This is a genomic window from Sphingobacterium deserti, assembly GCF_000757725.1.
Classification (GTDB): Bacteria; Bacteroidota; Bacteroidia; order Sphingobacteriales; family Sphingobacteriaceae; genus Sphingobacterium; species Sphingobacterium deserti.
The window spans coordinates 101,275-107,692 of sequence record NZ_JJMU01000008.1; the positions used below are offsets into that span (position 1 = coordinate 101,275).

Annotated in this window: 4 protein-coding genes; 3 read left to right on the forward strand and 1 reads right to left on the reverse strand. The window is 41.0% G+C overall.

What is annotated here, in order from left to right:
• Positions 1 to 17 precede the first annotated feature (17 nt).
• Positions 18 to 2,738 carry a TonB-dependent receptor gene (locus DI53_RS02700; protein WP_037495072.1) on the reverse strand — a complete coding sequence of 907 codons (2,721 nt, stop codon included), beginning with the start codon at positions 2,736 to 2,738 and terminating at the stop codon, positions 18 to 20.
• 305 nt (positions 2,739 to 3,043) lie between these two features.
• Between DI53_RS02700 and DI53_RS02705 the strand changes: the two genes are divergently transcribed.
• From DI53_RS02705 to DI53_RS02715, 3 genes are all read left to right on the forward strand, one after another.
• Positions 3,044 to 3,682: an ABC transporter ATP-binding protein gene (locus tag DI53_RS02705; RefSeq protein ID WP_052071985.1), complete on the forward strand. Its 639-nt coding sequence runs from the start codon at positions 3,044 to 3,046 to the stop codon at positions 3,680 to 3,682.
• An 89-nt stretch (positions 3,683 to 3,771) separates the two neighbouring features.
• Positions 3,772 to 5,130 carry an ABC transporter permease gene (locus tag DI53_RS02710; protein ID WP_037495077.1) on the forward strand — a complete coding sequence of 453 codons (1,359 nt, stop codon included), beginning with the start codon at positions 3,772 to 3,774 and terminating at the stop codon, positions 5,128 to 5,130.
• A gap of 1 nt (position 5,131) precedes the next feature.
• Positions 5,132 to 5,614, forward strand: a complete 483-nt coding sequence (locus DI53_RS02715; protein WP_037495079.1) for a hypothetical protein — start codon at positions 5,132 to 5,134, stop codon at positions 5,612 to 5,614.
• The last annotated feature ends 804 nt before the right edge of the window (positions 5,615 to 6,418 follow it).

The window sequence follows — 6,418 nt, forward strand, 5'->3', positions numbered from 1 at the left end:
AAAATTGTATTAACTACCTAAAGTTGATATTTTAGGCCCAAATTGAAGAACGCCCCTTTTTTGTAGGAAATGATCTTCACGGGCTCCGCATTCTCTTGCCATCTTTGGAATTCAGGATTTAGAATATTACGTGCGGTTAGATCAAGGCCGATTTTCTTAGTTAATTTCGCCTTTAATACGAAATCTAATGTCCCTAACCCTCTATCAACTCTATTGCCTAAAAAGCTAGCTCCGATTGCGTATATTTTATCTGAATAGTAGTTGTATAACAAGGTCGCTGTCAAATCTTGGTTGTTGTTTAACTTCTTGAAGTACGACAAGTCTGCGTTTACGACGACATCCGACGCCCCCGCAAAACTGCTCGTTAAGTTGGTTGGCGCGAAGTTGATCATCCCTCTCGTCTCTCGGTTTACTTTTTCACCATCAAAATCCTGATGAGTTTTCATTAAAGCTGCGTTGAACCCAACAGAAAGCCTGTCCTCATTAAATTTCAACACATCTTTTTTCAACTCAAGTTCGACACCGTATGCATAACCGGATTCTCCTGTATTGGCGTAACTTAAATCATTCGTTGCAGAAACAATCAAAATCTCGTTGATCGGGTTTTGAATATATTTTCCGAAAGCAGTTACAGCAATCAACTCTGAAGCAGACGGGAAAAATTCCCATTTTAAATCTGCATTGTAGTTATCAGACGCATACAAATAAGGGTTACCATATATAACTTGGGTTACGTCATCGTAAGGAAATCTTGCACGTTCTTTAAATTGAGGCAGAGTATAAGTTTTACTTGCACCAAAACGTAAATTTTGCCTTTCATTCAATTCGTATTTTAGATTTAAACTTGGCAAAAAGGCATTTTTCTTGATTGTATTTTCTCCACGCAGCTCTGCTGTGTAGTAGTCTACAAATTGGCTAATATTTTCATAACGCGCACCAACCACCGCTGTGAACTTATCCGTCAGCTTATAATCAACACTGGCAAAACCTGCATGTATGTCCTGATCTCCATTATAGTATTGAAAACTATCACCGGCAAAAGCCTTCAATGAATAAATAGAGCCAAATCCGGCGGCACCAAGATAACGATCGATATCGTTCGGATCAATAGCTGTCCTATCCCTAAATTCACTGTCTATATCGAAGTTGATTTGTATCATATCAAACGTGCGTTTCTTCTTTCTTCCGTTGTAACCTAAGGATATTTTACCTCTGTTATCTTCGCCGAGCTTATATTCTACCTTTGCATTTGCAGCGACTTCATACTCTTTAAGATAGTGGCTATAGCGGTGATTATCAGCTTCATTGACCCGAATAAAATAAAACTGATCATTTTCTGATCTGACTTGGCTCTGCATACGATCCGGCATATCCCCATTTACATGGTTGTAAGCCAAACCCCAATCGAAATCGAACTTATCATTCAATTTATGTTTACCCAACAATTGATTAATAAACAATTGGGTTTGTGCAAACGTATTACGCGTTAATGTACCATTGTTAGCCTCCGCAGCATCACGAATAAAACCTGAGAATATATCTCTGAATTGATCGCCGGAATTCACATACAACAAATTATAAGAAACTTGATGGTTCGGATTGATTTGATAATTCGCATTGAACATACCTGTTGTCCGAGTGTTATAGCTCATACGCGTTTGCATAAAGCTTTTTAAAGGTGCTCCTTGTGCATTCACATCTGCGTTAATACCGGTTCTAGATGTGTATCCATTAGAAAAATTTGCTGTAGCAAACAACTTCAACCTTCCTTCATCCCCCAATCTAAAAGATTTACCACCTGTTAATCCAAAGTTGATAGGTACCATATTTTTCTTTGATGGATTCCAACTATTCGGAAAATGGTAGCTCTCTCTAACATTAGATGGTGTTTTATAATCAGAATACCCAAAGAAGTTCGGTCCATCTTGAAGATTGAAATTACTGGCATCACTTAGCGCATTTGTATTGACTGTAGATCCAACCGAAAATTCCAACAATTTATCTCCTGTAAAATTTTTCGAAGCGATATCTACACTAGCTCCACCGAAATCCCCACTTAAGGCAACGTTGTTAACCTTATCTACACTGATATAGTCAACGACATCCGTTGAAAATATATCCAACGCTATATTTTTAAGATTGACATCGCTAGCAGGAACCGGAAGACCGTTTAGTGTTGTTGACATGTATCTATCGCCTAAACCACGGACATACACTTGACTATTTCCCTCCTGACGTGAAACGCCAGAGATCTTGCTGACTGCTGCGGCAGCATCGCCTACTCCTTTTCTAGCCAATTCTTGCGAACCAATACGCTCCACAGTTAAGCTTGATTTACGTCTTTCCTCAAGCAAGGCAAGCTCACTTGCGCGCTCGCGACGTCTTGTAATAACAACTTCATCCAGTGTAGAACTTGCATTTACAAGCGATACGGGAATAAATTCCCAGCTATTTGTTTGAAGATTAAATTTTGTAGAATCGGCGTTGTATCCTACAAAGGTACTGACCAATGTATATTCTCCTCCTTTACTTGGTAGCGTAATAGAAAATTCACCACTTTCATCTGTTGATGTGGCGAGATTGGTGTTGGCAATCTTGATACTTACTCCCGGGATAGGTTGGTAGGTTTCTAAGTCAAGAACCTTGCCTTTGACCCCGAATTGCTGTGCTCTAACCATGGAAACATGGATGGTTAATAATGAAATGATTAAAGCAGCATGATAGGCGAACTTGTTCATAGCGTGTTAAAATTATGTTGCAATATTATCACCTAAATATTAGCTAAGTGTTATCACGCAGTTATCAAAACATCACGTATTTGTTAAGCGAATATTAATAGAAGAGTAAATTTCTGTTACTCATACCCTCCTGTAAATTGACCGACACACCAATATGCATGTACCAACCACCAACCGCAAAAGGCAGCTAAAACCACTGTTAATATTAATGATTGTATTTTTTTCGTTAATGAGACTAAATGCAACCCTATTTCATTCGCTGTTCTATAGAATAGTTAGTAATTTGCAACATAAAACAAAAACGTATGGCAGATACCGTCTTATCTTCTGTTAATCTAAGCTATAAATATCCGCAAGGCGCAAAGCTCGACTTCCCAGATATTCATATTCTGAAAAACCAGCACAGCTTGCTGTTGGGAGATTCAGGAAAAGGAAAAACTACGTTGTTGCACCTATTGAGTGGACTTTCCAAGCCGACCCAAGGCGAGGTGCAGCTTATGGGAAAAAATCTATATAGCCTATCCGGTTCTTCGCTTGATTCCTACCGTGCAAAAAACCTAGGATTCATATTTCAGGAGGCACATTTACTGAAGAACTTAAGCGTTGCTGAAAATATCAAGCTTGCGCAAAGCCTGGCTAAAGTTCCTGTGGACGAGCATGCCGTGATGCATATGCTGAGTGAGCTTCAGCTAGCAGACAAAGCAAATGCCCTGCCGCATCAATTGAGTCGCGGACAAAAACAACGCGTCGCTATTGCTCGTGCGTTAATCAATCGCCCCGGGCTGCTCTTGGCTGATGAACCGACAGCCTCGCTTGATGATACGAACACGGCATTGGTTTTGAAGCTACTGTTTGACACCGCTGAAAAACATGGTGCTACATTACTGATTGCTACGCATGATAAGCGTATTAAAGATAAGTTTGTACACGCCTATCAGCTTTAGTCGACAGGCTAGGGTATATTGTGGCGATAAATAGAGAATAAAGACATTGCATAATGGCGGGTCCATGAGCTGCCAAAACAACACAACACATGAACAACTTACAACTTGTTTGGAAAAATATAACGCAACAAATAGGTTCTACCCTTTTAAGCGTATTACTTACCGCCTTTGGTGTCGCCATTCTCTGTGTCATCTATATTACTGGTGATGCTTTCGAAAAGCAGCTCAGCAATAACACCAAGAATATAGACCTTGTGGTGGGTGCAAAAGGCAGTCCGCTGCAACTTATCTTGAGCTCGCTTTACCACGTGGATAATCCTACGGGAAACATCGCTTTGGCGGACGCACGCAATCTGGGCAACAATCCATTTATAGAATTGGCCGTCCCTATATCTTTAGGGGACAATTTTAAAGGCCACCGCTTAATTGGCACAGAGCCAAGTTATCTCGAGCTCTACGCCCTAAAAATTGGCGAAGGCAAAATATGGGGTAAGTCATTCGAAGCCGTGATCGGAAGTAATGTGGCACGAAAGCGAGGCTTGAAAATAGGTGATACATTTAATACGGCACATGGACTCTCTGCAGAAGGACATGTGCATGATGAGCATCCATTTCATGTTGTTGGGATTTTAGATAGATCAAATTCTGTTGTTGACAATCTGATCCTGTGTAACTTGGAAAGTGTATGGGATGTGCATGGCATCGCTCACGGTGAACATAACGGCGAGCATGATCATGCGACCGAGCACGAGCATAACCACGATGACCACGATCACGCGACAGCGCATAACCATGATGAGCATGACCATGACCATGCGGGGCACGCACACGAGGATGAGATTGTATCGGAAAAACCAAACGATGTATTTGTAAAAAGTATCGGAGAAGACATGCTTGCGCACCGCGGAGACGAGGTGACCGCCCTTTTGGTGAAATACGCCTCCCCGGCTGCTATGGGTATTGTCCCACGCCTTGTAAACCAATCCACGGATATGCAAGCTGCATCGCCGGCGATCGAAAGCACGCGTTTGTTTTCGCTCTTAGGTGTCGGCTTAGATTCGCTAGCGATTTTAGCGTATGTCATTATGTTTATCGCCGGACTGAGTGTCTTCATCAGTTTGTACAACGCTCTCAAAGAGCGTAAATATGATTTAGCGATTATGCGTTCTATGGGTGCCTCACAAACTAAACTTTTCTCTTTGGTATTAGTCGAAGGTTTAGTGATCACGTTCATTGGAGGAATCATTGGCTTACTATTTGGTCATTTTGGCTTGTACCTGATCAATCAGCAGGCAAGCGAAAGTGCAGATTTCATCGAGGCATTCCGCGTGAATAGCCAGGAATTATTCTTAATTTTGGCTGCCTGCATCATCGGTATGTTAGCTGCCCTTATTCCAGCAATACGTGCCTATAAAACATCTATTGCAACCATCTTAGCAGATAAATAACATGAAAAAAATAGTTCTTTTCGTATTCTTAAGTTTTTGCACGCTTTCTTTCGTTCGTGCACAAGTTGGCCAGTTCCCAGAAATGAACGTGCCAGATCATACGCCCATGATGAACAATACCTGGGAGGCAATAGATAAAATGATGTACAAAGTGACTTACGAAGGAAATAAAAAAGTCTATACCCCTACGTACCCACCCGTGTTAAAAGCGTTGGAAAATAAAACGGTCGAACTTCCTGGTTACTTGGTACCACTTACGAGCGGGCGCTCACACAAAAAATTTATGCTTTCTGTATTGCCGGTCATGCAGTGTATGTTTTGCGGATCAAACGGCATTCCACCTATGGTTGAGATCTTTTTAAAGGACGGATCGGTATTGTTTACGGAAGAACCTATCAAGATTAAAGGGAAAATGAAATTTAACCCCGAGCCTTTAAAAGGAAATTCTGAAATACAGATAATTGATGCTGTTGTAATTAAATAAGGTTAATACGTTGCAAAGCAGTATGGTTTCTTAAACGGATTGTCCTATGCTAATCCCTTCCGTCCTTAGCCAGGACATGGCATTACTTTTGTAAGGTAGTAGAGATTCTTAAACAGATTGTCCCACGCTAATCCCTTCCGCCGCATGCCGCGGCAAGGCAAATACTTTTGTAGGGCAAAAGTATTCAAAACCCCGTCGCTTACTTTTGTTGCATCCTTGTTGGATAGTGCGAAGGCAAATGACTACAGACGCAACAAAACTGAGGCGACATTTCGTTTAATAATGATCCCTGCAATCACTTATCTACCAAAGCTTTTCTATATACTAAGTACTACATACTATCATCTATAAAAACGCGACATTTCGTTTAATAATGGTAAGAAGCAATAAAGTATGGGAAACTTAAACTTCTCGCACTACGCGATACACAATACGCAATACCAATCCCCCACACACCCCTTCCGCCGCATGCCGCAGCAAGTTCAAGCTTCTGTTTATAAAACAGTTTGTCCCTCGGTCAAACCCTTCCGCCGCATGCCGCGGCAAGGCAAATACTTTTGAAGGGCAAAAGTATTCAAAACCCCGTCGCTTATTTTTGTTGCATCCTTATTAGATAGTGCAAAGGCAAATGACTACAGACGCAACAAAACTGAGGCGACATTTCGTTTAATAATGGTAAGAAGCGATAAAATATAGCATACCTAAACTTCTCGCAATACACAATACGCATTACGCAATATTTCATCAAATGCGACATTTCGTTTAATAATGGTAAGAAGCAATAAAGTATGGGAAACTTAAACT